At 62.3% G+C, this 23759-nt stretch carries 22 protein-coding genes, 3 tRNA genes and 3 pseudogenes; 16 read left to right on the plus strand and 12 right to left on the minus strand.

Translation table 11 applies throughout. The annotated features are described in order from the left end of the window. The first annotated feature begins 2 nt into the window (after nt 1-2). The 5 genes from ABIB00_RS08985 to ABIB00_RS09005 all read left to right on the plus strand — a co-directional run bounded on the left by ABIB00_RS08985 (nt 3) and on the right by ABIB00_RS09005 (nt 5872). Entirely contained in the window at nt 3-1850 is a 1848-nt protein-coding gene (locus tag ABIB00_RS08985; protein WP_247282959.1) for a branched-chain amino acid ABC transporter ATP-binding protein/permease, read from the plus strand. After that, the gene (locus ABIB00_RS08990; protein WP_354104076.1) at nt 1847-2545 is read left to right on the plus strand and encodes an ABC transporter ATP-binding protein; all 699 of its coding nucleotides are present in this window, start codon (nt 1847-1849) and stop codon (nt 2543-2545) included. Before ABIB00_RS08985 ends, ABIB00_RS08990 begins: the two co-directional genes overlap by 4 nt. A 78-nt stretch (nt 2546-2623) precedes the next feature. Beyond that, nucleotides 2624-3829 carry an ABC transporter substrate-binding protein gene (locus tag ABIB00_RS08995; RefSeq protein ID WP_502917797.1) on the plus strand — a complete coding sequence of 402 codons (1206 nt, stop codon included), beginning with the start codon at nt 2624-2626 and terminating at the stop codon, nt 3827-3829. A 512-nt stretch (nt 3830-4341) separates the two neighbouring features. Next, nucleotides 4342-5715 (plus strand): Na+/H+ antiporter NhaA, encoded by a 1374-nt coding sequence (gene nhaA / locus ABIB00_RS09000; RefSeq protein ID WP_354104077.1) that lies wholly within the window; start codon nt 4342-4344, stop codon nt 5713-5715. Between the two features lie 10 nt (nt 5716-5725). Then, complete coding sequence (locus ABIB00_RS09005; RefSeq protein ID WP_247399140.1) at nt 5726-5872, plus strand: hypothetical protein; 147 nt, start codon at nt 5726-5728, stop codon at nt 5870-5872. A gap of 438 nt (nt 5873-6310) precedes the next feature. Here the strand turns inward: ABIB00_RS09005 and ABIB00_RS09010 are convergent, their stop codons facing one another. The 3 genes from ABIB00_RS09010 to ABIB00_RS09020 form a co-directional block, all read right to left on the minus strand. Beyond that, on the minus strand, nt 6311-7531 hold the full coding sequence (locus tag ABIB00_RS09010; RefSeq protein ID WP_354104078.1) for a cytochrome P450 family protein: 1221 nt from the start codon (nt 7529-7531) through the stop codon (nt 6311-6313). Between the two features lie 324 nt (nt 7532-7855). Further along, nucleotides 7856-9136, minus strand: coding sequence for a sodium:proton antiporter NhaD (nhaD, locus tag ABIB00_RS09015; protein ID WP_354104079.1), 1281 nt, complete (start codon nt 9134-9136; stop codon nt 7856-7858). Between the two features lie 274 nt (nt 9137-9410). Continuing rightward, on the minus strand, nt 9411-9578 hold the full coding sequence (locus tag ABIB00_RS09020; RefSeq protein WP_354104080.1) for a hypothetical protein: 168 nt from the start codon (nt 9576-9578) through the stop codon (nt 9411-9413). Nucleotides 9579-9680: 102 nt separating this feature from the next. Between ABIB00_RS09020 and ABIB00_RS09025 the strand changes: the two genes are divergently transcribed. The 4 genes and pseudogenes from ABIB00_RS09025 to ABIB00_RS09040 all read left to right on the plus strand — a co-directional run bounded on the left by ABIB00_RS09025 (nt 9681) and on the right by ABIB00_RS09040 (nt 12636). Next, a complete protein-coding gene (locus ABIB00_RS09025; RefSeq protein ID WP_354104081.1) occupies nt 9681-9944 on the plus strand; it encodes a hypothetical protein in 264 nt (87 codons plus the stop codon). A gap of 246 nt (nt 9945-10190) precedes the next feature. Continuing rightward, nucleotides 10191-10329, plus strand: a pseudogene (locus ABIB00_RS09030) (SulP family inorganic anion transporter); the annotation flags it as partial. A gap of 417 nt (nt 10330-10746) precedes the next feature. Further along, a pseudogene (locus tag ABIB00_RS09035) lies at nt 10747-11282 on the plus strand (STAS domain-containing protein); the annotation flags it as partial. Nucleotides 11283-12465: 1183 nt separating this feature from the next. Further along, nucleotides 12466-12636, plus strand: coding sequence for a hypothetical protein (locus ABIB00_RS09040; protein ID WP_247327556.1), 171 nt, complete (start codon nt 12466-12468; stop codon nt 12634-12636). A gap of 641 nt (nt 12637-13277) precedes the next feature. Here ABIB00_RS09040 and ABIB00_RS09045 read toward each other — a convergent pair. Both ABIB00_RS09045 and ABIB00_RS09050 read right to left on the minus strand, forming a co-directional pair. Beyond that, nucleotides 13278-13352 (minus strand) — tRNA-Thr (locus ABIB00_RS09045). A gap of 164 nt (nt 13353-13516) precedes the next feature. Further along, the gene (locus tag ABIB00_RS09050) at nt 13517-14008 is read right to left on the minus strand and encodes a hypothetical protein (protein ID WP_354104082.1); all 492 of its coding nucleotides are present in this window, start codon (nt 14006-14008) and stop codon (nt 13517-13519) included. Between the two features lie 304 nt (nt 14009-14312). On the opposite strand from ABIB00_RS09050, the gene ABIB00_RS09055 reads away from it, so the two are divergent. Both ABIB00_RS09055 and ABIB00_RS09060 read left to right on the plus strand, forming a co-directional pair. Then, entirely contained in the window at nt 14313-14798 is a 486-nt protein-coding gene (locus tag ABIB00_RS09055) for a hypothetical protein (RefSeq protein WP_247353223.1), read from the plus strand. Nucleotides 14799-14841: 43 nt separating this feature from the next. Next, nucleotides 14842-15354 carry a hypothetical protein gene (locus tag ABIB00_RS09060; RefSeq protein WP_247443364.1) on the plus strand — a complete coding sequence of 171 codons (513 nt, stop codon included), beginning with the start codon at nt 14842-14844 and terminating at the stop codon, nt 15352-15354. Nucleotides 15355-15417: 63 nt separating this feature from the next. Here ABIB00_RS09060 and rlmB read toward each other — a convergent pair whose 3' ends face one another. Then, on the minus strand, nt 15418-16248 hold the full coding sequence (rlmB, locus tag ABIB00_RS09065) for a 23S rRNA (guanosine(2251)-2'-O)-methyltransferase RlmB (RefSeq protein ID WP_354104083.1): 831 nt from the start codon (nt 16246-16248) through the stop codon (nt 15418-15420). Nucleotides 16249-16453: 205 nt separating this feature from the next. Between rlmB and ABIB00_RS09070 the strand changes: the two genes are divergently transcribed. Continuing rightward, nucleotides 16454-16539: transfer RNA gene (locus ABIB00_RS09070), tRNA-Tyr, on the plus strand. 106 nt (nt 16540-16645) lie between these two features. Here the strand turns inward: ABIB00_RS09070 and ABIB00_RS09075 are convergent. Continuing rightward, nucleotides 16646-17677 (minus strand): LLM class flavin-dependent oxidoreductase, encoded by a 1032-nt coding sequence (locus tag ABIB00_RS09075; RefSeq protein WP_354104084.1) that lies wholly within the window; start codon nt 17675-17677, stop codon nt 16646-16648. Between the two features lie 75 nt (nt 17678-17752). Between ABIB00_RS09075 and ABIB00_RS09080 the strand changes: the two genes are divergently transcribed. Then, the gene (locus ABIB00_RS09080; RefSeq protein WP_354104204.1) at nt 17753-17881 is read left to right on the plus strand and encodes a hypothetical protein; all 129 of its coding nucleotides are present in this window, start codon (nt 17753-17755) and stop codon (nt 17879-17881) included. On the opposite strand, the pseudogene ABIB00_RS09085 reads toward ABIB00_RS09080, so the two are convergent. Continuing rightward, nucleotides 17872-18044 (minus strand): annotated as a pseudogene (locus ABIB00_RS09085) (LysR family transcriptional regulator); the annotation flags it as partial. The gene ABIB00_RS09080 and the pseudogene ABIB00_RS09085 overlap by 10 nt on opposite strands. A 5-nt stretch (nt 18045-18049) precedes the next feature. After that, on the minus strand, nt 18050-20107 hold the full coding sequence (locus ABIB00_RS09090; protein WP_354104085.1) for an ATP-dependent helicase: 2058 nt from the start codon (nt 20105-20107) through the stop codon (nt 18050-18052). Nucleotides 20108-20235: 128 nt separating this feature from the next. Here ABIB00_RS09090 and ABIB00_RS09095 point away from each other — a divergent pair, with 128 nt between their 5' ends. Further along, nucleotides 20236-20829, plus strand: a complete 594-nt coding sequence (locus tag ABIB00_RS09095; RefSeq protein ID WP_354104086.1) for a TMEM175 family protein — start codon at nt 20236-20238, stop codon at nt 20827-20829. 12 nt (nt 20830-20841) lie between these two features. On the opposite strand, the gene ABIB00_RS09100 is transcribed toward ABIB00_RS09095, so the two are convergent. Continuing rightward, entirely contained in the window at nt 20842-21216 is a 375-nt protein-coding gene (locus ABIB00_RS09100; RefSeq protein WP_354046531.1) for a YciI family protein, read from the minus strand. Between the two features lie 201 nt (nt 21217-21417). Here ABIB00_RS09100 and ABIB00_RS09105 point away from each other — a divergent pair, with 201 nt between their 5' ends. Next, a complete protein-coding gene (locus ABIB00_RS09105; RefSeq protein WP_354104087.1) occupies nt 21418-21600 on the plus strand; it encodes a hypothetical protein in 183 nt (60 codons plus the stop codon). 353 nt (nt 21601-21953) lie between these two features. Further along, a tRNA-Gly gene (locus tag ABIB00_RS09110) sits at nt 21954-22027 on the plus strand. A 332-nt stretch (nt 22028-22359) separates the two neighbouring features. Here the strand turns inward: ABIB00_RS09110 and ABIB00_RS09115 are convergent. Together ABIB00_RS09115 and ABIB00_RS09120 are read right to left on the minus strand one after the other, a co-directional pair. Further along, nucleotides 22360-23166: an ABC transporter permease gene (locus ABIB00_RS09115; RefSeq protein WP_354104088.1), complete on the minus strand. Its 807-nt coding sequence runs from the start codon at nt 23164-23166 to the stop codon at nt 22360-22362. Then, on the minus strand, nt 23163-23759 hold the full coding sequence (locus ABIB00_RS09120) for an ABC transporter ATP-binding protein (protein WP_354104089.1): 597 nt from the start codon (nt 23757-23759) through the stop codon (nt 23163-23165). Before ABIB00_RS09120 ends, ABIB00_RS09115 begins: the two co-directional genes overlap by 4 nt.

A 23759-nucleotide genomic window follows, 5' to 3' on the forward strand; every position in this document is an offset into this window, starting at 1 on the left:
TGATGCTCAAGCAACGCCCCTTCCTGATCGAAGCCCTGACCGCGATCGGCTTGATCGCAGCCCCCTTCGTGCTGCCTCATCTCGGCTTCGCGCCGAACACCGTGAACAGGATCCTGGTCTGGGGCCTGTTCGGCCTCGGCTTCGACATCCTGTTCGGCTTCACCGGCCTGCTCTCGTTCGGCCAATCCGCCTTCTACGGCACCGGCGGCTTCGTCGCCGCCTACCTGCTGACCCGCGCGGGCTTCGGCAACGTGCTGGGCGCGCTGATCATCGGCATGATCGCGGCGGCCGCGACCGGCTACCTGATCGGCCTGATCGCGTTGCGCCGCACCGGCATCTATTTCGCGATGATCACCGTGGCGATCGCGGAGGTGTTCTTCTTCGTCGAGTTCAATCCACTTTCCGATTTCACCGGCGGCGAGAACGGCCTGCCGGGGGTACCGACGCCGAGCTTCGATCTCGGCTTCACCTCCATCCACTTCACCAATGGCTGGTCGCTCTATCAGTTCATCGCGCTGTGCTACTTCGTCGGCGTCGTCATCGCCCTCAGGATCGTGCGCTCGCCGGTCGGCGCGATTCTGAGTGCGATCCGCGACAATCCGTTGCGCGCCACGGCCGTCGGACACAACATCCATGGCTACAAGCTGACCGCCTTCGTGATCGCAGCCGCTTACGCGGGCTTCGCCGGCGGACTGCTCGGCGTGCTCCAGGCCTTCATGCCGCCCGACGCCTTCACCTTCGACACCTCGGGCCAGCTCGTGATGCAGACGGCCATCGGCGGCAGGGGCACGCTGTTCGGACCGCTGGTCGGCGCAACCGTTTGGCTCTTCCTTCAGGACTTCCTTCAGTCCGCGCTGGGCCTCGGCGCGGCCTGGAAGCTGGTGCTGGGTGTCGTCTTCGTGCTGCTGGTCTGCTTCCTGCGCGGCGGCATCATCGGCGGTCTTGCCGATCTCTACCGCCTCGTCTCCGGCAAGCGAAAGCGAACGGATGCGGAGATGGAGCAGGAGGCCGCTGACGCCGAGGCCACACTGCAACCCCCACCGGCGCCGATGCAGGCCAAGGAGGTCGCGCATCCCGCCTATTCCGGGCCGATCCTGAAAGCCACCGGCCTGACCAAACGCTATGGCGGCCTCGTCGCCAACAGCGACATCGATTTCAGCGTCAATCAGGGCGAGCTGCGCGGGATCATCGGCCCCAACGGCGCCGGCAAATCGACCTTCTTCAAGATGCTGACCTGCGAGATCGCGCCGAGCTCCGGCCAGATCGTATTCGAGGGGCGAGACATCACGGGATTGAAGGTGACCGAGGTCTGCCAGCTCGGCCTCACCAAGAGCTATCAGGTCAACCAGCTCTTCACCGGGTTGACGGTGCGGCAGAACCTGACGATCGCCGCGCTGGCCGAGCTACGTGGAAAATTCCGGCTCGACCTGTTCCGCAAGCTCTCCAGCGTCAAGGGCCTGACCGAGCAGGTGGAGCACACGCTTGCCCTCGTCAATTTGAGCCGCCGGGCCGATACGCCGGTATCCGAGCTCGCCTATGGCGAGAAGCGCAGGCTCGAAATCGGCCTCGCGCTCGCCACCTCGCCGCGCCTGCTGCTGCTCGACGAACCGCTTGCGGGCATGAGCCCACGCGAGCGCGTCGAGACCGTCAAGCTGCTCAAATCGATCGCGCGAGGGCGCACCATGATCATCATCGACCACGACATGGATTCGCTGTTCGAGCTGGTCGAACGCGTAACGGTGCTCCAGGAAGGCAAGGTTCTGCTCGACGGCACGCCGGAGGAAATCAAGGCCAACGCCGCCGTGCAGGAAGCCTATCTCGGCGGAGTTCACGGGGAGATCGCCGCATGAGCCTGATCGAGGTCAACGGCCTGAACAGCTATTACGGTGACTCCCACATCCTGTTCGACGTCGCCATGCACGTCGCGCGTCACGAAGTGGTGGCGCTGCTCGGTCGCAACGGCGCCGGCAAGAGCACCACGCTGAAGAGCCTGATGGGCGTCGTGACGCCGCGTAGCGGCAGCGTGAAGTTCGATGGCATCGACATCGCCGGGCGCAAGAGCCACAGAATCGCGCAGGCCGGCATGCAGCTCGTGCACGAGGAACGCCGCATCTTCGGCGGCCTGTCGGTGGAGGAGAACATCATCCTCGCCGGGATCACTGCGCCGAAACGCTGGCCGCTCCAGCGCATCTACGAAATGTTTCCGCGGCTGAAGGAGCGGCGCAACAACCGCGGCACCGAGCTCTCCGGCGGCGAGCAGCAGATGCTCGCGATCGCACGGGCGTTGGTGCGCGACCCCAAGATCGTGCTGCTGGACGAGCCGTTCGAGGGGCTCGCGCCCGTCATCGTTCACGATCTCGTCAAGGCCTGCCGCGAGCTCGCCGCCGCCGGCCAGACCATCGTGCTGGTCGAGCAGAATTTGGCGGCGACGCTGGCGCTGGCGAGCCGGATCTACATCATCAACAACGGACACATCGTGCACGAGGGGCCGGCGCGGGAGCTCAAGGCACAACCGGAGCTGCTCCAGCGCTATCTCGGCGTCTAGTTGATTTCACCGAGCGCGACGCGACGACGCGGAGTCTTGACGACCTCGCGCTGAAATCGAAAAAGAGGAACACGTCAAATGAAATGCATTGCGGTAAGAACGGTTCAACTGTTGCTGGCGGCGTCAATGTCGGTGACGACTGCACACGCGGCCGAAAACAAGGTCGTGATCGGCGATATCGACGATATGTCCGGCCTGTATGCCGACGTGATCGGCCCCGGCGGCGTCGAGGCGGCCAAGATGGCGATCGAGGATTTTGGCGGCAGCGTGCTCGGGAACAAGATCGAGTTCATGGTGTCCGATCACCAGAACAAGCCCGACGTTGGAGCCCAAAAATTGCGCGAATGGGCCGATCGGGATGGCGTTACGATGATTCTCGGCGGATCGAACACGGGAGTCAGCCTGGCGATGAACAATGTCGCCAAGGAGAAGAAAATTCCGTTCATCGCTATCGGCGCAGCCGGCGCATCACTGACCGGCAAGGACTGCACACCCTATACGGTCCACTACGTCTACGACACGACGGCGCTCGGCAACGGTACCGCCAAGACCATGGTCAAGCAGGGCGGTAAAACCTGGTTCTTCCTCACCGCCGACTACGCCTTCGGCACCCAGTTGCAGGAGTCCGCCTCGAAGGTGGTTGAGGCCAATGGCGGCAAGGTGATCGGCGCCGTGCGCGTTCCGCTCTCCACGTCGGACTTCTCAAGCTATCTGCTCCAGGCCCAAAACGCAGGTGCGCAGGTGCTTGGACTCGCCAATGCCGGCAACGACTTCACCAATTCGATCAAGGCTGCCGACGAGTTCGGCATCGCCAAGACAATGAAGCCGGCCGCATTGCTCGCCTTCATCAGCGACATTCACAGCCTCGGCCTCAAGACCGCACAGGGCCTGTACCTCACCACCGGCTGGTATTGGGATCTTAACGAGAAGACCCGCGCCTTCGCCAAACGCTACTATGAGAAGACGAAGCGCGAGCCCACCATGAATCAGGCGGGCTACTATTCGGCGACCATGAGCTACCTCAACGCGGTCAAGGCTGCCGGCTCCACCAATTCAGAGAAGGTCATGGCGGAGCTCAAGAAGATGAAGATCGACGACATGTTCACTAGCAACGGCAAGATCCGTGCCGACGGCCTGATGGAGCATGAGATGTATATCATGCAGGTCAAGAAACCCGATGAGTCCAAACAACCTTGGGACTATTACAAACTGGTTCACACGATGTCGGGCGAAGAAGCATTCGGAAAGTTGACCGACTCGGCGTGTCCGCTGGTTACACACTGATAGTCGTGTTCCAACCGCGTCGTCGCACAAGAGGAGCGCACCCGCAAGTGCGCTCCTCTTGGAGTACGTAACAGCGGGCGTGCGCGGCGGCACATCCGCGGCGCTTGCTCTCTCGCTGCCGGACAGCCGGACCAAAACTCCGATCCTGGCGGCAACCTATGGTGTCGTGTTGCTCAGCGCTGCGCAAAGCCCCTGTAGAACTCCCCGCAACACCAGCCGGAGCGGGGATTTCAGTACGCCGGGGACGACCCGTCAAGCGCAAGGGCGGAGCCTGCCAGGCGTTTTAGCGCGCCGGTACCGCTCCAGAGCCTGAAAGGATTCCGAGCGCCTGCGAGCACACACACCCGGAATGAGTGCCGCCCGAGAGGGCGGATGATGCAGCTGCTGCCGCCTGATCCTCTCCACGGCCGACTTTCCGGACGCCGTGTTCCGTCGTGGAAGGTTGAAATGACGCCCATGCGATGTATAACCGGGGTTCGGGTGTTCGCTGTATCGACAGCGACAGGAAAGCGATGGTCGGGCCGCCACGCGGAGATCCTGCGCCCGTGAACCACAATCCTCCGTTTGACGATCTGCCGAAAGCCCGGCGGCTGGCCGAACAGGCCCTCAACACCCTTCAGCGGTTCCTGCATGTCGAGGCTGTCAGCGGTGCGGTCCTGCTCGCTGCCGCCGCCGCTGCACTGATCTGGGCGAATTCCCCAGTGGCTCACAGCTATCACGATTTCTGGCACCTTCCGGTGACGATCGCCCTGGGAGAATTCGTCTTTTCACGCTCGCTGCATTTCTGCGTCAACGACGTGCTGATGACCGTGTTCTTCCTCGTCGTGGGCATGGAGATTCGGCGGGAAGTCCACGAAGGCGCGCTGAGCAGGCTGGACCAGGCCATGCTGCCGCTGGTCGCGGCGATTGGTGGCGTCGTCGTCCCGGCACTGATCTATCTGAGTCTTAACGGCGGTCCGGATCGAGGGCAGGGCTGGGCCGTGCCTACGGCGACGGACATCGCCTTCGCAGTCGGAGTGCTCGCCCTGCTCGGACGAAGAATCCCGGTCAATTTGCGGGTCTTCCTCCTTGCTCTGGCTATCATCGACGACATCATTGCAGTGCTGATCATCGCGCTCTTCTACACCGCAGGCCTTCAGCCTGGCGGTTTCGTCGTGTCGATGATCGGCGTTGTCGCCGTCCTGGGCTTTCGCCGGATCGGGGTCGGCTCTGCGCTTTTCTACGTCCTACCTGGTTCTCTGGTTTGGATCGGGTTCATGGCGGCTGGGATCCATCCCACCCTAGCGGGTGTGCTGCTCGGGGTGATGACTCCCGCGCGCGCCATCCCGATGCGGGAACCACCACTGGAGATGGTCTCTCGCGCTCTCAAGCAGTTGCGAAGCAGCGATGCGGTCAGGGCGAAGGATCCGCACAGGTTGGCCCAACCCCTGCGGGACCTGCGCGTGGCCCAACGGGAGCTACTGCCGCCGGTCTCTCGGGTGCAGACGGCGCTGCATCCGTGGGTGGCATACGTCATCATGCCGATCTTCGCGCTGGCGAACGCCGGCGTCGGCCTGACGAGCGTCGATCTACCCGCCGGTGGACGTTTGGTGATGCTGGGCACAGCGCTCGCCTTGGTCGCCGGCAAGCCGCTTGGCGTCGTCGGCGCGACTTGGGCGGCCGTACGACTGAGCTGGTGTCGGTTGGCTCCGGGAGTTTCCTGGGCTGGGGTCTGCTTGGTCGGGCTGCTGGCCGGGATCGGTTTCACCATGTCGATCTTCATTTCGATTCTCGCCTTCGCGGATGAAGGACTCCTGACGGCGGCGAAACTGGGCGTCCTTCTCGGCTCGCTTGTTGCAGCGATGCTCGGCCTCGGCTGGGGCTTCAGCCAAGTCCGGCTCTTGTGAGGTGTGACCCTTGCCCTTTAGAGCCCCGCATGTCTCGTTCGTGTCGTTTGCCGTCGAGGTCCAATCCTCCGGAGTGACCCAGGTGATGATCGTCGAGACGGACCTGCATCTGAATCCACGGCATCCCGCCTACGACCGCTTGGCCGTGACGCACTGATCACAGCGGCAGAGGCGTACACGAGCGCCAATGTGGAACGTCCTTCTTCCATTCGGCTCATTTCGACCCGCAGCGGGGAAATCTACGGTTTCATCAGCCGCGGCCCTGCTACGACTCGTGAGCTGGAGGCCGGGTGACCGAGGCGAGGTATTTGAGTGCGGAAGGGTAGCATTGCTCCGGAGGCGAGAAGAATTGGTAGGCGAATATGAAACATGTGCCGTCTTTGCTGGGCGTGGTCGTCCTGTTTTGCATCGTCTTCTTCCTGACGAGAGCGTCTCTTTCGACGCCTCAACTGGCAGGTGGCATTTGCATCGCTCTCCTCGTTTATGCCGCCACTATGGTTTGGCATATCCGCAACATCCTTCGGTGATCGAGAGAGGCGGCCAAGGCGCCGAGCAGCCGATGACCCAGGTCTCGGACCCTCGGAGATGCCGGCGCTCAGGCCGCTAGTCGCACCGGCAATCGCGCCAGCGCGCGGATGCCAAGCCGCTTGTGCCACCTGATGTCTTCGGGCCCACGGGCAAGCCGCAAGTCGGGAAAGCGATCCAGGATGCGCTGAATTCCTATCGACGCCTCTGCGCGCGCGAGCTGGAAGCCGAGGCAAAAGTGTACGCCGGTGCCGAACGAAAGGTGCGGATTTGGGTGGCGCGTAATGTCGAACGTGTGGGGCTGCTCGAACCTTGCCGGGTCGCAGTTCGCTGCGGCAAGGAATGCCGCAAACATCTCGCCGCGCCGGACCTGGCGTCCTTGCCAGATCAAATCCCGGGTTGCGAAACGAGGCTTGGTCATCTGCACGGGGGAGACGTAACGAAGACATTCCTCGATGCATGTGGGCATCAGGCCCGGGTCTTGGCGCAACCGGCTCAACTGGTCCCTATTCATGAGCAGCGCGTAGAGACCGCCCGATATCAGATGTGTAGTGGTTTCCTGTCCCGCACCGAAGAGCAGGAAGATCATGGAGACGATTTCGTCCTCGCTGAGCGTGTGGCCTTCGATCTCCGCCTCGCGTAGCGCAGCGATCAGACCCTCAGGCCGCGCCCCGCCACCGGGTCTCGAAACGCGTCGAAGGTAGCGCACGACGCTGATCACACCGGGGATGGCGCGGATCACCGCAAAGACATTCGCAGTGTCCTTCAACCCACCCAACCAGTTCTTGAACCGCTCGTGATCCTTCTCCGGCAACCCTAGCATCGCGCAGATTACCGAAAGGGGCAGATATCGGCAGAACTCTGCCATGAGATCGGTCTCGGGCTTGCCGTCCAGCTTGTCGAGCAGCCGATCGGCCGTCTCAACGATCGTCGGCTTGAGAGCTGCGATCGTGCGCCTCTGGAAGGCGTGGTCGACGAGGGCACGCAGGCGACGGTGCTCCGGATCGTCGTGGCCGAGCATGTTCGACGCAAGAAGCCCGAGCGTCCCCGGGAGAACTTTCAATATCCGCTCTTGCGTTCTGCTTCCGGCGTTGGCGGGATCGCGCGCGAAGTCCTGGCTGTTTTTCAACAGTTCTGCGCAGCTCTCATGGCTCGCCGCGAGCCAGGTGCGGCCGACGATCGGCAATCTCAAGCGCACCACCGGGCCTTCGGTTCGCATGCGGTCGAGCGTCGTAAAAGGGTTCGCGTGAAAATCCGGGGACAAGATGTCGAACCGTCGCTCGTCGGACATGTCTGCTTCCGCGCTTCTGCTTGTTGTGGTTGGAAATTGAGCGGTGCTGCGTCTCGAAGACAGCCTACTTCAGGCCTTCAATCCTTCACGTCACGCCGGCGCGGGTGGTGCGTTTCGCGGCCCGGCCGAGGGTTGGACACACTGAAAAGTACAGCAGCGTAAATCCCCGCGCATCCCAGGCGTCGTCTGGATGTTCGGCAAGGATAGCACGCGCGACCGGACTGCGGCCGCGCAGGCCTGCAGACTGCAAGGCTGAAGGGGAGCGTTGGATCGGAAGAGCAAGCGGATCCATTCAAGCTGCCTCGGCGCGTGCGCGTCTTGCGTTCAGTGAAAGTACCGGAACTGCACAATGTATACCGCCGCTCCGGCGAAGTATCCGAGAAGCGCGAGTACGCTGATTTTTCGCATGTACCAAATGAACTGGATCTTCTCGATTCCCATCGCGGCAACGCCCGCAGCGGAGCCGATGATCAGTATCGATCCGCCCGTGCCGGCGCAGTAGGCGATGAATTCCCAAAGGAAACTGTCTGGTGGATACTGGCCCATTCCATACATGCCCATCGATGCTGCGACCAATGGAACGTTGTCGACGATGGCGCTGAGCAGCCCCAACGCGAGCACGATTGCGTCGGTGCGGCCGATGCTTTGATCCAGCCAAGCTGCAAGGGCGGCCAGGATATGGGTGTGCTCCAGCGTGGCAACGGCCAGCAGAATGCCCAGGAAGAAGACGATTGAGCTGAGGTCGATCTGGGTGAGAGCGTGCGCCACGGTCAACGGCCTTCTCTCCAGCGGTTGCTTCCGGCGATGAATGATCTCGCCGACGAGCCACAATGTTCCCAAGCCGAAGAGGATGCCCATGAAAGGCGGCAGGTGCGTAACGGTTTTGAACGCTGGCACCAGGACCAGGATGGCAATCCCGAGGGTGAACATGACGTTTCGTTCGAAGGCGGGCGTGAACGCATCGTCGCGGCCATCGATCTTGGGAGAAGCGAAAGTTCGCCCCCGCAGCTGGTAATTCACGATGAGCAGCGGGATCAGCATGTTCGTGAGGGACGCGAGGAATAGCGTCTTGACTATGGCGAGAGCGGTGATCTGGCCACCGATCCACAGCATGGTTGTGGTGACGTCTCCAATGGGGGACCACGCGCCGCCAGCGTTGGCAGCGATCACGATCATCGCGACGAACAACAGCCGATCACTTTGCTTGTCGAGCAGTTTTCTGATCAGAGAGACCATGACGATCGTGGTGGTGAGGTTGTCCAACACCGCGCTCAGAAAGAACGTCACGGCGCAGATGAGCCACAGCAGGGTCGTCAACTTCTTTGTGTTGATCTGCGAAGTGATGATCTCGAATCCGTCGTGCGCGTCGATGACCTCGACAATGGTCATGGCGCCCATCAGGAAAAATATGATCCCTGCAGTCGAGCCGATGGTCTCGCGGAGCTGATCGACGATAGCGTCGTGGTCAGTTGCTCCCACGGCATAGATCGTCCAGAGCAGGCCGGCGCCAAAAAGGGCGGAAGCTGATTTCTCTATTTGGATCGGGTGCTCAAGCGCTATAGCGGCATAAACCACGACGAAAACAACGACGAGTGCGACCAGCAAAACGAGCCTCCGAATCCGAATTCGTGGGCATCATGCCCGAACCGGACTGCGCTAAGAAGCCTCATGTGCTGAAAGGCCGCGCTCTGGTACTCTTCGCTCAAGGAGAGAGAGAGAATGACACTCCCAAAAGACAATGGGCCGACATTATGGGGCTCCCGCGCAAACGGCCCGGTGGGGTGGATCGTCAGCATCGTTTCGATACTGATGCTGTTCGCGGCTCTGTACTTGTACGCGGTAAGCTAGGGCCAGCCCACCATCCATCGCTATGGAGGCGCTATTTGGCGAATAATCCTGAAATGACGGCCGCAGCGCCGAGCGCCACAAAAGTTAGGATGACGGGCGGATAAAGAACGAGCGCCGCTCCAAATCGCAGGAAGCGTGGGTGCTCGCCCGCTCTGTTCGGACGACCTATGACGATCAGGATCGCCGCGATCGCGAGCATCGCAGCTCCATCCAAACATTCATTTCCGTGTCTCCTCCGTCTGCGGCCAGCAGACAGCCTCGTTTATAAAAGCGCAAGCGAGCCGTTCGTCGTACGGCAGAGATGCTGATCTCGTTCAACGGCTCGAAGCCGGTGAAGGTCGCGGAGCTCGGTTTTGAAGTCGTTTGTCTGCTACGTTTCGGCCACCACGGACGTAAGAAGCGCTGCTTCTCGCTCTATCTTTCGGATAACTTCTCTGGCCTCTTCCCGGGCGAGGCGGCGCCGATCGTCGAGCATGGGGACTCCCAGCTCAGTCACTCAGACTGCGAACGCGCGCCAGAACTAGGACAAAGACAGTTGAAACCAATCCCCAACTACGCCGTCTAACAATGATGGACAGAGACGACGAGAAAAGGAAAATCAAGGAGCAGCTTGCCACATGCCGGCGGTTGGCTGCGGAGTTCATGGATGGGGTCACTGCTCAAAACTTAGGACAGCTCGCCGCTGAGCTGGAAGGGAGGCTTGAAGAGTTAGAGTGAGCCGAGCAGGCCCGGGAGGTCGTCCAAGAGCAGATTGACGATCAACGGCCGATAGCCGAGAAGCTAGGGCTTCGCCAATTTCGTCACCGGCTTCCTGGGCGCGATGGGTGGTTGCGCGATGATCGGGCAGTCGGTGATCAATGTCACTGCTGGCGCCCGAACGAGGCTTTCGACGTTCTTTGCCGGCGCGTTTCCTGCTGTTTCTGATCGTCGTGCTTGGTGATTGGGTGAGACAACCATACGAAAGGGACGCGCGAGAACATCCATGAGGACAACATGTCGTCCACGATCGAGGCGGTCAGGAGACTTTCCAGCGGACGGCGGTGGAGGCTGTGGCCGCCGAGATCATGGCCGGTCGGCCACCTACAATGGCGCTGACGCAGGCAATCGAGAACGAGGCATAGAGACCCACTTTGGGATCGACGCCGGCGACAGTGGAAAAACAAGGCAACTTAGCGCGAGACGAATTGGCAATCTTTGTGCCGACGGATTGCTCCTCCCTGCGGTCCGGCTGTGGCTCGGGCCCCTTCGGTCGAAAATTCCGCTTGATGTTGCGTCGCAGCGAAGGCATTGTCTGCGCATCGTCGGACCCGATTTTTGGGCGCGAACAGATATTGCAGGCCGTGGTCTCGCACCAGGGTGATCATGAACAAATCCCGATGGCGGCGCTGGTCGCGGTTATGATCATGGTCTCGATCAGCACGTTCAACTGGTCGTCCACATCAACCTGCGCTCGCACCCTCTAAGCTCAAGCGTCGTGATGCTGGCGACCGTCGTCGTCGTCGTGGCCACCGGCGACCTGTCGATGGGCGTGCTCACCGGCGTCGTTCTGAGCGGCGTCTTCTTTGCCGCCAAGGTTGCCCGGCTGCTCGGCATCGTAACCGAGCTATCGGAAGACGGGCGGCAGATCACCTATTTTGTCACTGGGCAGGTGTTCTTCGCGTCATCCAACAGCCTCGTCGATGCATTTGACTATCAGGATGTGCCCGAGCGCGTTCGCATCGATGTGAGCGACGCACATTTCTGGGACATCACCGCAATTGGCGCGTTGGACGACATCGTCCTAAAGCTCCGACGCCATGGTGCCCATGTCGAGCTGATCGGTCTGAATGAGGCGAGTGCGACAATGGTGGAACGGTTCGGCACTCACCACAAGCCGAATGCGCATCAGAGGCCGGCGCACTAGTGCGACCGTCGTGCAGTTGATGCGTGGCGTCCGGCGATACGTTGTATGATGACGTGGGGCTACTTGGTTTGTCTCACGAGAACTGGCTGCCCATGTCCGGCTGTCGCGGCCGCACTGCTCGGATCGGGATGACGGTTTTTCTTGTCGGCATGCTTGATTTAAGCTCGGTTCATTGCTCAAGCAGGGGGCAGACGTGGCGACCGGTGTTGTGAAATGGTTTTAACCTAACAAAAGGCTATGGATTTCTTTAACCTGACAATGGCGGCAAGGACGTATCGACTGAGCAATCTCCAGCAGAATGGAGCGAGAAACGTGGATTATCTCACAGGCCGCTTCGGCCTGGTCGCTTGATGTTTACCACCAGGCGATCGACGCGCCGCGACCTCCAAGGCCACCAGGCCGAAGGCGGAGAGAGCGATTAGAACCACGAGTAGCAGCAGGCTGCCGTACATTCAGATGACTCCTGCCGAACTGTTCCTGTGAGGAGCGCGTGGTTCGACAACGTGCGAGGTTGACGTTGCGGGTAGACTGAAGTTGTCGATCAAGCAATTGCATATGCGGACAGAAGCAGGCAGGTGAGTGTACACGCAAGGCCTATGACTGCAGTCCGAGACTTGCCGGCATCTACACGAGAACTCTCTCGGCTCTACGGCCGGGTAGTCTCTGATGTTGCGCAAAAATTTGCCGGCCGAGGTCCTCAAAAACATACATTTCTCACGGGTCTCCACGGACGATCACTCTAGTCCGAACGGAATATAGTGATCGGCAACTCGCCAGGCAGTCAGGAGATCGCTTCTCCCCCGTCGGGAAAATCCTGACTATCAAGACATCCGTTCGGGCGGGAAGGTTTGGTCGTGAATGTGGCTCTGTGTCAAAGCCTCGACCGGCAAGGGGCATCTGCACTGCTCTACTTGCCTATGCCGCGATCCATGGATTGGCACATTCGTAATTTCCTCCGGTGATCGGGCCAGGGAAGGACGGCGTCTCCGCGAGGCCTAGTGCAACACTGCCGGTGGATGTGCGGCAGCTCGAGCGTTGGGTGCGCTACACGATGGTAATCGAAGAGTGAGAGTATGCTTCAACGTCTGCCAAAGACGGCGCTCGAACGCCGCACAAAATTACGTCCAACGATGGAAAGGCCGCTCTTCGGGGCGGCTTTTCTGTGAGCAAGGAGGAAAAGCAAATGCATCTGAAAGCTCCTATCGATCGTGACACGGAAAGGTCGCGCAAGAGGGCGGTGTGGTTGCGTCAACTAGCCGAAGGGACGGCTCACCCGCAGTTCGCTGAAAAGCTCAAGGATCTGACTGAAGAATATGACGGACTTGCCGAACAACTAGAGCAGGAGGACCAGTAAGGGCCGTCTCGCGCCCCGTTCTGTGAATGCTGGCGACGGATCGAGTGCGGCGCCGCGAAGACCTCTCCTTCGCGCCTTTCATCCTTCACACCGTGCAGGTGCCGACGGCGCGCGGCGTCACAGTGCCGAGAGCGCCAATCTCGCGGTCAAAGGTTAATGTAGCTCGAGCAGAGGCCGTACGTTTTAACGCCGGAAAGTGAGCCCGGGGGTGCGCAAGGATGTCTGCTGTTCAGCAGAGAGGTCACAATGGGTCCCATGCCATCGGGGTTGATTGAGGTGTCACAGCGATCCCGAACAAGGCAGGGAGCATCCGATACTTATCGAGTGGCGGCTGATCGAAGTGATCTCCTTGGGCAGGTCGCCAAGCTATTGCGCATGTCGCGCTAACCCGCGGTTCTGGCAGCATCTCACGCTGGCTTGACACCTCAGCGCAGCGCAAGGCGGCCGGAAGGGGGAGTGGTTATGCGTTTGGCTAAATGCTTGCCGTCCCGGTCCTCACCACGGTACTCCCCCCGAATTTTGGCGGGCAAATCCGGTTGTTGCAAGTTTCCGAGTGTAGCCCCTTGTATCCCCCAACATCATTCGCGGCCTACGACCTGGAAAATCCGGGCTACATTTGTTGGCAAAGTCATTGTAAACACTGGTGCCGGCTGAGGGGATTGAACCCCCGACCTTCGGTTTACAAAACCGCTGCTCTACCGCTGAGCTAAGCCGGCGACGCCTGGAAAGCGGGCAGGGCTCGGCAATGCGCCGAGTTTGTCCCCGTGCGCGCCGCAATATCAGACTTGGTTGGAAAGTGCCAGAACCCGCAAAGATCGTCGCGGGCATGAAACAGGCGGCCCGAAGGCCGCCTGTTCTGATTTGCTCGACTTATGCCACCTTATTGGCAGATGTGCTGGCGGCCGTCGTCGCCCTTGACCCGGGTGCCGGGCCGACAAACGATGCCGTTGCGAGCCGCGTAGGTATCCCAATTGCCATACCAACCTTGTTCGCTGCGGTTGTAGCTGCCGTAGCCGCCGGAATTGTCATAGGCGTACGAGTTGTCCCAGTTGCGGAACGGCGCCGAGGCAACGGCTGCCGCGGTCCCGACGGCGGCGCCTGCAACCGCGCCCGCAGTAGCCACCGGCCCGAAGCCGTTGTTCGCCCTGTTCACATCATTGTAGCGGTTCTGGTCGTGGTAGGCCGTTCGCCGATATTGTCGTTCTTGACGGCTGGTGGCGTAGGGGCTGCCCCGTCCCATATTCTGGCAATTCGCGCTGGGGAACATGGATTGGCAAGCGGCGGGATTGGAGAAGGCCGCTTGACCAAGTGCGGGGCTTGCCAACGCGGTCGCAGCGATCGCGGCCGCGCCGATCAGTTTCAGGCTCATCATGGCATTCTCTCCATGTTGTTAGACCGTTGCTAAGTGCGACCGTCGGCAGCTCGTTCCGCAATTTGGCGCAAGTGCGGTCACATCGGCGTGAACCCGCAGGGGATGTGTATTTTGTGGCATGCAACCCGTCCTTCGAGGCGTAAGCCGCGCGGTGGGCACGTTAATGCTTTGACAGCGCGCTCGCTTGCATTGAAGTGCTTTCCGATCCCTACACGTTAGGCTTACCGGAATTTTGCTGGCATCCCTTAACCCACTCGGCCCGACGATCCGATAGGTTGTGGACTGGATAACCGGGATCCTTTCCATGCGCGCCCTGGCGCTCGCAGCGCTTCTGATCGGACTGCCCGTAACCGCTTTTGCCGGCGGCGGCTTCGATATCGTCGTTCCCGGCCGCCCGGGCGTGCCCATCATCATCAACAACATCGACGCGTCCTATACCGTGATCGAGGGTACCTGGGGCCTGGGGAAGAACGTCCAGGTGCAGCCCACGATCTATGGCGGGCGCTATGTCGCCGAGCGGCAGCCTGCCGACGTCGGCCATTACTACCCGACTCTGGGCCTGCGGCCCGGCTATGGGCGGCTCGAGGTCGAGCCGTCCGCGAACCGCAAATTGCCGAAGCCGGCGGAGAGCTATCACCAGAGCTGGGGCGCGCAATCGGCGCCGCTGCCGGCGCAGATGGACGTGCCCGTCGATCCCCCGCCGGTGATCCTCGCGCCTGAGATCAACGAGCAGCCGCGGCGTCCTCGGCCGCGGCCACGTGCGGAGATGCCCGGCAGGCGGCCGGGTTAAGAAACGACAAAATCCAACAAACGAAAATCAACAGGAGAGAGTAATGCGTCAGATGATTTCGGGACTGGTCGCGGCGGCTGCGGTGATGTTCATCGGGGCCGCGCCGGCCGCGGCCTGCGGCTTCAATCCGTGCCAGCCGGTTGCGCCGGTCTATTCCGGCTGCAACACCGGCTGCGGCGGCTATGGCTATGGTGCCTATGAGCGTCTCGCCGAGCCGACCACGCAGTATTATTACGTCAACCAGGGCCCGACCTATACCGGCCCGGGCGCCTTCGCGCCGTATCCGACCTATCGTGAGGACGCGGTCGTTGCGCCAGCCAACTATGGCTACGGCCGTGGCTATGGCTATGGAAACGGCTATGGCTATCGTGCCGCCGCAGTCGCAGCCGGCGCCTATCCCTATCATCGGCCGTACTATCGTCCGTATCGCTACGGCTACGGCCCGCGCGCCGGCTATCTGCCGCGCACGCACTACGGCTACGGCCCGCGTTACGGCTATGCTCCTCGCCATGCGCCGTATTACGGCGGCCATCGCGTGCTGCGCCGGTATTACTGATCGCCTGATCGGCTGAGCCAACGAAGCGCCCGTCCGCGCGATGCGGACGGGCGTTTTGTTTTTTTAGGGCTTCATCAGCCCCAGCCGGCTTGCGCCGATATAGAGCGAGAGCACGGCGGCGTTCGACACGTTGAGGCTCTTGATCTCGCCGGGCATGTCCAGCCGCGCCACGACGCTGCAGGTGTCGCGGGTCAATTGCCGCAGGCCCTTGCCTTCCGCGCCCAGCACCAGCGCGAGCGGCTCGCGCAGCGTGACCTCGGAGAGATCCGCGCTGCCTTCACTGTCCAGCCCGACGGTCTGGAAGCCGAGCTCGTTCAGCGTGGTCAGTGCGCGAGCGAGGTTTTGTACCGTCACCATCGGTACCAGCTCCAGCGCGCCGGAGGCGGCCTTGGCCAGCACGCCGGTCGCTTCCGGACTGTGGCGTGCGGTGGTGACGATCGCCTTCACCGCGAACGCCGCCGCCGAGCGCAGGATGGCGCCGACATTGTGCGGGTCGGTGATCTGGTCGAGCACCAGCACCATGCCGTCCTGCACCAGGTCCTCGATGTCGGGCGAGGGCAGGGGATCGGCCTCGGCGAGCAGGCCCTGGTGCACGGCGTCGGGCGACAGCAGCCGGTCGATCTCCTGGGGCCGGACGATCTCGGGCGTGACGCCGGTCTCGATATTTTCGTCCGCGAGCCGCTTTGCGGCGTTCTCGGTCAGCGTCAGCTTGCGGATCTGCCGCTCAGGGTTGGCGAGCGCCATGGTGACGGTGTGCCAGCCATAGAGGATGACTGGCCCGTCGGTGTCCGAATCACGCTCGCGCCAGGCCGGCCGGCCGGCCGATTTTCCGGGTTTTTTGAAGGGCTTACCGCCGCCGCGGCGACCTTTCGGGCCGAATTTTCGATCGTTCATAGGTCTGCTTGTGTCATGGGTCCCGGAATATGGCAATTTGGGTGCCTTCGATGGCCATTTTAGCTGGTCGGCTTGGTTGACTTTGCCCCACCGCTTCGCCCATAAACGCGGCCGGTCGCGTCCCTATCCGGGCTCTTGCGGCTTCATGTTCCATGGCCGTCTTCGGTCGCCGGAAAGGTCCGGCCCGATTGTGCTGCCGTCGAGCGGGGGAGTGTCCCGAGTGGCAAAGGGAGCTGACTGTAAATCAGCCGTCTTATGACTTCGAAGGTTCGAGTCCTTCTTCCCCCACCATGCTTCGCCCTGACGGGCTACGCATGGCGCAGCCGAGCGTAGCCCGTCAGGGCGAAGCATGTCCGGCGAAGCTGGAGCATAGCGAAAGCGAAGACGGACTGCTTTCTCACCCCATCATCTCTCGCACCATCGGCATCACCTTCCGCCCGTAAAGCTCGATGCTCGTCATCAGCTTCTCATGCGGCAGCGGGCCCGCCGAATACTTCAGCTGAAACCGCGCAACGCCCAGCGCCTTTGCGGTCTTCGCGATCTTGCGCGCGACCGTCTCCGGCGAGCCGACATAGAGCGAACCGTGCTCGGCCTCGTTCACGAACTCGTCGCGGCCCATCGGCGGCCAGCCGCGCTCCTTGCCGATGCGGTCGCGCATCGCCTTGTAGTCGGGCCAGAGATCTTCGCGCGCTTGCTCGTCGGTCTCGGCGACATAGCCGGGCGAGTGCACGCCGATCGGCTTTGCCGGGCGGCCAAACTCCCTGAACGCGCGGTGATAGAGATCGACGAAGGGTGCGAAACGCGCGGGATCGCCGCCGATGATCGCGAGCATCAAGGGCAGGTCGTAATGCGCGGCGCGCACCACCGATTGCGGGCTGCCGCCGACGCCGATCCAGGTCTTTAGCGTGCCGTTCTCGACCGGAGGATAGACGAGCTGACCCTTGAGCGGCGGACGCAGCTTGCCTTCCCAGGTCACCGGCTCTTGCGACAGCAGGGCCGTGAACAGGTCGAGCTTCTCCTCGAACAAAGCCTCGTAAGCCCGCAAATCAAAGCCGAACAGCGGAAAGGACTCCGTGAACGAGCCGCGGCCGAGGATCACCTCGGCGCGCCCGTTCGAGAGCGCGTCCAGCGCCGCAAAGCGCTGGAAGACGCGGATCGGATCGTCCGAGCTCAGCACCGTCACGGCCGAGCCGAGATGGATCCGCTTGGTACGCGACGCGATCGCTGCCAGCACGGTCTCCGGTGAGGAGATCGCGAAGTCGGCACGGTGATGTTCGCCGAGGCCGATGAAGTCGAGGCCGAGCTCGTCGGCCAGCACCGCCTCGTCGACGACGTTGCGGATCACCTGCGCGTGCGGAAGCATCGCGCCTGAAGCGTCCCTGGTGACGTCGCCGAAGGTATCCAGTCCGAATTCGAGCGGTGCGGTCATTGATGAGGTCTCTGCGGGCGCAACTGGCGCCTGTTACTGTGGGAGGGAATAGCTTTGGGGTGGAGCTAGGCGGCAGTGACCGGCGCAACAATGCTGCTTCGCGAAACGCAGCGTTTCCGCTTTTTCATCGTGTCGGGCTCGCCCGCGCCTTCAGCCGGACCGGGCGAACGTATCGACCAGGGTCTCGCGCAGCCAGCGCTGTAGTGATTGACGGTCGCGACCAGATTGCGCGACGGCCCGCGCGAGGCGAGGAAGAGGTCGTAGGACGGCGGGTCTTGCCGGCGAGGCTCACATCGACATGCCCCGCATTCAGGAAGCTGCGCGAGCTTAGCCGCTTCATCGCCGAGAGCGGATGGCCGCGCCGCACCGGCGCTACCGCCACATCCCGCGCATCCGGGCGCCGATGTCGACCTTCGGGCCCTGCGCCGCTGTGCGGGCCGCGCCCGCTGCGGCCTTTGGCCAGGCGGTGCGTTCGAACAGATGGACCAGCTGCTCCGGGATGAAGCGGGTGCGCGAGGCGTAGACGTGGCGGTCGCCCTTGGCGGCCTGGCCGTGGGTGAAGAAGCGCTGCGGCACCACGAGGTGCAGATCGTCCTTGGCGCGCGTCATCGCGACATAGAGCAGACGGCGCTCCTCCTCGAGCTCGGCGCTGGTGCCGGCGCCGAGATCGGACGGCATGCAGCCGTCGACGACGTTGAGCACGAACACCGACTTCCACTCCTGGCCCTTGGCCGAATGGATGGTGGAGAGGATCAGATAGTCCTCGTCACGAAGAGGAGGCCCGGATTTGTCGCTGGTCGCATCCGGCGGATCGAGCGTGAGCTCGGTCAGGAATTTCTCGCGCGAGGCATAGCCGCTCGCGATCTGCTCGAGCTGCATCAAATCGGCGCGGCGCGTCTCGGAATCCTCGTGGAGGCGATCGAGATGCGGTTCGTACCAGAGCCGCACGCGTTCGAGATCCGTCGGCCATTCCGAGTAACGCAAATTTTCGATGGTGCGGACGAAGTCGGTCCAGTCGGCGCCGGTGCGAGCTGGCACCGGAAGCTGGCCGAGCGCGGCAAGCGGATCGGTGCTCTCCGCCATCTGGTCGAGCACGCGCTGCGCCGTCGCAGGACCGATGCCCGGCAACAGATGCAGAATGCGAAAGCCGGCGACGCGGTCGCGCGGATTCTCTGTGAAGCGCAGCAGCGCCAGCACGTCCTTGACGTGGGCTGCATCGAGGAATTTCAGCCCGCCGAACTTGACGAAGGGAATGTTGCGGCGGGTGAGCTCGATCTCCAGCGGACCCGAATGCGAGGACGTCCGGAACAGCACCGCCTGATGCTTCAGGAGCGCGCCTTGCTCGCGGTTGGCCAGCACCTCCTCGACGATGTAACGGGCTTGGTCGGCCTCGTCATGCACGGTGACGAGCTGGGGTTTTTGCGTGGAGGCGCGGTCGGTCCAGAGGTTTTTCGTGAAGCGCTCGCGGGCGAGGCCGATGACGCCGTTGGCCGCCGCCAGCACGGTCTGCGTCGAGCGGTAATTGCGGTCGAGCGTGATCATCTCGGCGCGCGGCGAGAAGCTTTGCGGGAAGTCCAGGATGTTGCGGACAGTCGCGGCGCGGAACGAGTAGATCGACTGGGCGTCATCGCCGACGACGGTGAGGCCGCGTCCGTCCGGCTTCAGCGCCAGTAGGATCGAGGACTGCAGGCGGTTGGTGTCTTGGTATTCGTCGACCAGCACATGATCGAAGCGGCCACCGATTTCGTCCGCGATCAGCGCATCGCTCATCATCTGCGACCAGTAGAGCAGCAGGTCGTCGTAATCGAGCACGTGCTGGGCCTGCTTGGCCTCGACATAGGCCGCGAACAGGCCCTTCAGCTCGGCCGCCCAGCCTGCGCACCAGGGATAGTGCTGGCCCAGCACCTTCTCGATCTCCATCTCGGCATTGACGCAGCGCGAGTAGATCGACAGGCACGTGCCCTTGGCCGGAAAGCGGCTCTCGGTCTTCGACAATCCGCGCTCGTGCCGGACCAGGTTCATCAGGTCGGCGGAATCCTCGCGGTCGTGGATGGTGAAGGAAGGATCGACGCCGATCCGCTCGGCATATTCGCGCAGCAACCGTGCGCCGATGCCGTGAAACGTGCCGGCCCAGGTGAGAGCATCGCGCATGATCGCGGCATTGTTCTCGCCGAGCACTTTTCGCGAGATGCGCTCGACCCGGCCGGCCATCTCGGCCGCGGCGCGGCGCGAGAACGTCATCAAGAGGATGCGGCGCGGATCGGCGCCGGCGACGATCAGATGCGCGACGCGGTGGGCCAGCGTGTTGGTCTTGCCGGACCCGGCGCCGGCAATGACCAGCAGAGGGGCGCCCACGGTCGCACCATCGGCCACGCCATGCTCCACGGCGCGGCGCTGCTCCGCATTGAGCGTGTCCAGATATGTCGCCACGAATCGCCCCGGTGAAACAGCCAGAGTCGGCCATCCCGCTGCGAATCGCAATGCGGCTGGACGGAACCGATGTTAAGACCTAGGGACAAGACCGCCTTAAGTTCCAGCCCGAAAAGCGCGCACCCGGCATGACCGAGCCCAAGCCCGAACAGTTCGAGATGCGGCGGCTGGAATCACTCAGCAACACCATTTTCGGTGTCGCCATGACGCTGTTGGCCTACGACCTGCCGAAAGCCGCCGTCTTCACCAGCGCGCCCGACTGGAACGATCTCGCCCGGGTCTATTCCGGCAAGCTCGCCGGCCTCGCGCTCAGCTTCATCATCGCCGGCGTGTTCTGGATCAGCCATCACCGGCGATTGGTGCGCCAGCCCGTCGGCAGCCGCGGCGCGGTGATCCTCAATCTGTTCTTCCTGCTCTCGATCGTACTGCTGCCGGTGACCAACGGTCTCTACACCAACTTCCCCTTGAGCAGCGCGGTCGCCGTGCTCTACGGCCTGCACCTGACTGCGATCGCCGGTCTCAATGCCTGGCTGTGGTGGAGGATTCTTGGCGGCTGGCGCCAGGAGATCATGGCCTCGATGTTTCCGCTGCTGGTATTCATCCCGGGCACGATCGTTGCGGCGTTCGCGCCGCATGTCGCGCCCTTCCTGTGGTTCATCGCCTTCGGAGGCCTTCTGATCCAGCGCTTCTATGTCGGGCCGCCGTCCAAGCCGGACGCGTAAGGCGGCTCACCCTTATGTCGCACCGAACCCATCGGCCGGCACGTAGAGCTTGACCGGGCGGATTTCGTAGACCGCCGTCGGATTGACCTGGCGCAGCGTCCGCGCCGCTGCGATCGCCTCCTCGTCAGTGTCGAACTCCATGAGGTGGAAGCCCAGGAGCTGCTCCTTGGTCTCGGCAAACGGGCCGTCCAGCACCACGCCCGCGCCGGGGCCACGCAAGGTGCGGGCCTTGCGGGTCTCATCCAGACGGGCGGCCGGCCCGAAATGTCCGCTCGCCCTCAAGGTCGCCTGAACCTCCAGGACCTTGGTTACGACCGCGGTGTCCTTCTCGGGCGTCCACGACAAGATCTCGTCTTCCACGTGATAGGCCAGGATAGCGTAAAGCATTGTTTCCTCGTTGATTTTGCTGCGCGCAGCTCAAAGGACGTACCACGATGGCTGCGGCCGACAATGGCGGTGAGGAAAATATTGCGTCGTGCCGGCCTCGATGAAGCCGTTCTGAAACCCGATTGCGGGCCCGCGGTGAACGCTGCCCCAAGCCAGGACGACTGATGGCCACAAGAACACGGAAGCCCATCGGAGGCGGCAATGTCGGGTCACACCATCAAGATCATTTGCGACGCGCGGGCGGCGCAATCGGAGCCTGCCGATTTGCACGACCAGAGCGGTCACCATCGCTATTACGGCAGCTCGGTCGAGAATGGCGGCGAACGCATCGTTGAGAGCCGCCGGGGCAAACGCCCGCGCGCCCTCAATGTCTGCGGTTTTTGAAGGCTTCGGCGAAACCGGCCTGAGCGGCGCCCGCCTACGAAAAAGGCGCGGCGGCGAAGCCCCGTCGCGCCCGATTTCTTGCTCGCTGGTCCAGGGCTGAGAGCGCCCCGATGCCAAGCCTTTATTCAAAGCTTAGCGGGCGATCCCAGCGAGGTGACAGCGTTTGGTAAGACACACTGGATCACCTCCTTTCGTTGGTTTCGGAAGAGCTTAATATAGGCGGCAATGCTGCCGTTGTTAAGGGGAGCCGGGTCGGGAGGAACCGAGGGCTGTTCGCAAGGCCGGCAGGCGCCGGCCAAGCCGTTTCCTGAGCAGTTGAGACCGCGGCCCGGCCGTGTTAGGGAGCCCCTGTCGCGGGTGTAGCTCAATGGTAGAGCAGCAGCCTTCCAAGCTGAATACGAGGGTTCGATTCCCTTCACCCGCTCCACGATTTTCTGCGCCACGGCGCGATTTTGCGCGATGGCCTGCGATCCTGTGCGATCGCGCCCACCTGATGGTTGCGCTTACGCGCATCGTATCGATAGTCGGTCACTAGTGGCCTGCGCTCGGTTTTGTCGCGCACTTCGCCAAGACCGCCGCCCGATATCGGCGGGTAGATGGTCGCTGTTCCACTGAGGATCGACAGCTATTTGCGTACTTGAATTGCATGGGAAGGTGATTGGTGCACCGGCAATAGGCGTGCTTTCATTATTCATCCCCGGGCGGATTCTTCCGGCTGGACCCTACAAGCCGGACTTGATCTTCGGACGACCGAAGCTTTCAACTGGATGTATCTGAGGTAATTCGATCGAGGCGCAATCGATGTCGATGATCAGTGAGCAGGCGAGCGCCTCCCACGACAGCAACGAGAGTGCCCAAGCCTGTCCCGCCAGCGATCAAGAACATGATCAACAGCTGATATTTGACCGCGTCTATGGGTTCGACGCCCGCAAGAATCTGGCCAGTCATCATCCCCGGCAAGGAAACGAGGCCGATTGCCGCCATGCTGTTCATGATCGGCATGAAGCCGCTTCTCAACGCGTCCCGTATGATCGGCAGCAGGGCTTGGTGTCGGGTGCCGCCGAGTGCAAGGCAAGCTTCTACGGCGGCTCGTTCGCGCACCAGGCTATTTGTCAGCACGTCCAAGCCCAGGCTTATTCCAGTCATGGTGTTGCCCAGGATCATGCCCAGCAAAGGCAGCGCGTAGCGCGGATGATACCAAGGATCGGGGCGTAGTTCCGTCAGAAGGGCGAACATCGTGACGGTACCGGCGGCGAGCAGCGTGCATCCGGCGCCCAGGCCATACTTCCAAACGCCCGGAAGGCGCCGCTTCTGCCGCGCGACGATTTCCCGAGATGCGAAGAGAACCATGATGACGGCTGCAAGGGCGGTCCAAAGGGGCGACACCGCGGCAAACAGGAACGTCAGCACGTATCCAACGAGGACGAGCTGAACCACCATGCGCACCGTCGCGATGGCCAATTGCTTCTCAAGCTTGAGGCGGAGAGCAAGCGAGAGAACGCCGTCCATGACGACGAGGAGCGCGGGGAGGGCCAGATCACCGTACGAAAGCTGGATGTAAGTCACGGCCGGTTTTCCTCGATGCAGCCATCGGGGTCCATCGCGAATGTCCTTGACCCGACGCGGCGGGCTTGAGCGTTGTCGTGCGTGCTCCAGATGACGCTCGTTCCATTCGCAATGCGTTCGGCGATCAGGGATTCCACGGCCGCGGCGGATGCCGAGTCGAGCGCCGAGGTTGGCTCGTCCAGCAGAAGCACCCGCGATCGCAGCATGAGCGCCCGCACAAGCCCCAGACGTTGTCTCTCACCGGTCGAAAGCCTTTGGATCGGCCAAGGTCCGCAGCCGTCCGGAAGCCCCAGGCGCGTGACCAGCGGCAGGGCATCATCCCAGGTCGTGAAGTGCTCGTGCACAGTGTCGGACCACCAGCCGGGCTCGGCGGCGAGATAGGTCACTCGCTTTCGCCAGGCGGGACCGGACATCGCCTCTCTCAGCGTTCCGTCGAGCTTGACCGTTCCTTCGTTGGGATCGAGGTCCGCGATGGAGCGAAGCAGCAGAGTCTTCCCGACCCCAGAAGGCCCTTGCAGGGCGACGCATTCGCCGTCCTGCAAGTCGAAGGACACGGAGATGTGCAAGCGCTTGAGGCCGCTGACCGTCAGCAT

Source organism: Bradyrhizobium sp. LB14.3, assembly GCF_040547985.1.
Taxonomy (GTDB): domain Bacteria; phylum Pseudomonadota; class Alphaproteobacteria; order Rhizobiales; family Xanthobacteraceae; genus Bradyrhizobium.

Excerpts from the sequence above, each read along its gene's own strand:
- nhaA (WP_354104077.1), top strand. The coding sequence starts at position 4,342 with ATGGTCGGGCCGCCACGCGGAGATCCTGCGCCCGTGAACCACAATCCT.
- ABIB00_RS09050 (WP_354104082.1), bottom strand. The coding sequence starts at position 14,008 with ATGATGAGCCTGAAACTGATCGGCGCGGCCGCGATCGCTGCGACCGCG.
- rlmB (WP_354104083.1), bottom strand. The coding sequence starts at position 16,248 with ATGAACGATCGAAAATTCGGCCCGAAAGGTCGCCGCGGCGGCGGTAAG.
- ABIB00_RS09075 (WP_354104084.1), bottom strand. The coding sequence starts at position 17,677 with ATGACCGCACCGCTCGAATTCGGACTGGATACCTTCGGCGACGTCACC.
- ABIB00_RS08990 (WP_354104076.1), top strand. The coding sequence starts at position 1,847 with ATGAGCCTGATCGAGGTCAACGGCCTGAACAGCTATTACGGTGACTCC.
- ABIB00_RS08995 (WP_502917797.1), top strand. The coding sequence starts at position 2,624 with ATGAAATGCATTGCGGTAAGAACGGTTCAACTGTTGCTGGCGGCGTCA.
- ABIB00_RS09120 (WP_354104089.1), bottom strand. The coding sequence starts at position 23,759 with ATGCTGACGGTCAGCGGCCTCAAGCGCTTGCACATCTCCGTGTCCTTC.
- ABIB00_RS09060 (WP_247443364.1), top strand. The coding sequence starts at position 14,842 with ATGCGTCAGATGATTTCGGGACTGGTCGCGGCGGCTGCGGTGATGTTC.
- ABIB00_RS09025 (WP_354104081.1), top strand. The coding sequence starts at position 9,681 with ATGCTGATCTCGTTCAACGGCTCGAAGCCGGTGAAGGTCGCGGAGCTC.
- ABIB00_RS09055 (WP_247353223.1), top strand. The coding sequence starts at position 14,313 with ATGCGCGCCCTGGCGCTCGCAGCGCTTCTGATCGGACTGCCCGTAACC.
- ABIB00_RS09095 (WP_354104086.1), top strand. The coding sequence starts at position 20,236 with ATGACCGAGCCCAAGCCCGAACAGTTCGAGATGCGGCGGCTGGAATCA.
- ABIB00_RS09040 (WP_247327556.1), top strand. The coding sequence starts at position 12,466 with ATGCATCTGAAAGCTCCTATCGATCGTGACACGGAAAGGTCGCGCAAG.
- ABIB00_RS09105 (WP_354104087.1), top strand. The coding sequence starts at position 21,418 with ATGTCGGGTCACACCATCAAGATCATTTGCGACGCGCGGGCGGCGCAA.
- ABIB00_RS09020 (WP_354104080.1), bottom strand. The coding sequence starts at position 9,578 with ATGCTCGCGATCGCGGCGATCCTGATCGTCATAGGTCGTCCGAACAGA.
- ABIB00_RS08985 (WP_247282959.1), top strand. The coding sequence starts at position 3 with ATGCTCAAGCAACGCCCCTTCCTGATCGAAGCCCTGACCGCGATCGGC.
- ABIB00_RS09100 (WP_354046531.1), bottom strand. The coding sequence starts at position 21,216 with ATGCTTTACGCTATCCTGGCCTATCACGTGGAAGACGAGATCTTGTCG.
- ABIB00_RS09010 (WP_354104078.1), bottom strand. The coding sequence starts at position 7,531 with ATGTCCGACGAGCGACGGTTCGACATCTTGTCCCCGGATTTTCACGCG.